Raw genomic sequence first — 1,616 nt, forward strand, 5'->3', positions numbered from 1 at the left:
AGGTACTGGAATAATAATGAATCCTCCTGTATTTATTGTTTTAAGCACTGCCTAGCCCTTAACTGAACCGTATTGACGGGTAAACTGCTCAATATAGATGAAGAGCTGGATCAGCGGATTCGATTCGCTTACCAATTGCTGCCACATCCGAACGATCCAGAAGAACCCGTGACTGTGGCTGATGTTGAGTCGCCTGTTAATGCTGCTGGTGCGAACAGCGCGGCTGGGAAAATAGCAGTTGGCAATATTCGGAAAAAACTCAAAACTCTGTCCTTTGGTGGCGATAGATGATGGAGCAAACTAAACAATTTTTGGCTGACATTTTGATTGTTGACGATATTCCAGCCAACATTCAACTGCTGTCTCAACTGCTAATTGAAAACGGTTACAAAGTCAGGAAGCTGATTAGTGGAGACCGAGCTTTAAAAGCAGTAGAATTGCAAGCACCCGACTTGATTTTGCTAGACATAAAAATGCCCGGTATGGATGGCTATGAAGTCTGCCGCCAACTTAAAGCATCTGAAGCTACTTGTGATATCCCTATAATTTTCATCAGGGCTTTAGATGACGTATTTGACAAAGTAAAAGGGTTTGAGGCGGGCGGTGCTGACTACATTATAAAACCTTTTGAGCCTGTTGAAGTGTTGGCGCGGGTATCTGCCCAACTTAAAATGCAGCGTTTACAGCAGCAACTTCGCTGCGCTAACGTGCAATTGGCTACACAAAATGTTCAGCTCAGCCAGGAAATTCAAGAAAGACAGCAAGCAGAAGCCAATTTAAGAATGCTGTTGCACGCTGTTTCGCACGATTTGCGATCGCCTCTATCAGGAATGTCGCTACTGCTGCGAAGTCGCCTCAATGATGCTGGCAGCAACATTGTTATTGATAGGCGGACTGTGGAGGTTATGGTGCAAAGTTGTTCGCGCCAACTCCAGTTGATTGAGTCACTAACAGCAACACAACAGTTTGATGTGAAAAGTGCTTCTTTAGCCATGAAGCCGCTGTCGCTGCCCGCTTTAGTCCAAAATATTCTTATTGAAAGATTACCAATTCTCAACCAGCATCGAGTCAAAATTAAACAGCTTTTTGCAGCAGATTTGCCTTTAGTCAATGCTGATGCCCAGCAGCTCTGGCGGGTGTTTGGCAATCTGATCGATAATGCTGTTAAATACAATCAGTCTGGGTTTATTTTGACTGTAGAAGCTAAACGGGAAGGTGAGATGGTTCGCTGTACGGTTGCAGACAATGGGGCAGGAATCTCTCCTCAGCAATGTGCAAGATTATTCGAGCCTTATACGAGGGGAGTTGGAGTTAGTTTAAGGCAAGGATTGGGATTGGGACTTTACATTTGCAGGCAAATTGTTGAGGCTCACGGCGGAGAGATTGGCGTTGATAGCGAATTGGGAAAAGGAGCGAGGTTTTGGTTAACATTGCCAAAGTTTGAAGGGTAACAAGATGCCATAATTTGCTACGCGATAGCTACGCCTCAAAAACCACTTTTTTAGAACAATTAGAAGCTGCCTTCCAACGGCTAAACCAGGGGTGCATCTCACTTTTGCAAATATATGAAAAAAGCGCCAAAATGAAAAAGCTAGTAAAACTGTGAAAAAAGATGA

2 protein-coding genes are annotated in these 1,616 nt (G+C 44.0%); both read left to right on the forward strand.

Translation table 11 applies throughout. From position 1 onward, the window contains the following. The first annotated feature begins 72 nt into the window (after positions 1–72). A complete protein-coding gene (locus tag QUA47_RS30795; RefSeq protein ID WP_333433625.1) occupies positions 73–291 on the forward strand; it encodes a hypothetical protein in 219 nt (72 codons plus the stop codon). Continuing rightward, on the forward strand, positions 288–1,451 hold the full coding sequence (locus tag QUA47_RS30800; RefSeq protein ID WP_333433626.1) for a hybrid sensor histidine kinase/response regulator: 1,164 nt from the start codon (positions 288–290) through the stop codon (positions 1,449–1,451). The genes QUA47_RS30795 and QUA47_RS30800 overlap by 4 nt, the downstream gene beginning before the upstream one ends. The last annotated feature ends 165 nt before the right edge of the window (positions 1,452–1,616 follow it).

Source organism: Microcoleus sp. MON2_D5 (assembly GCF_036701905.1).
Taxonomy (GTDB): Bacteria; Cyanobacteriota; Cyanobacteriia; order Cyanobacteriales; family Microcoleaceae; genus Microcoleus.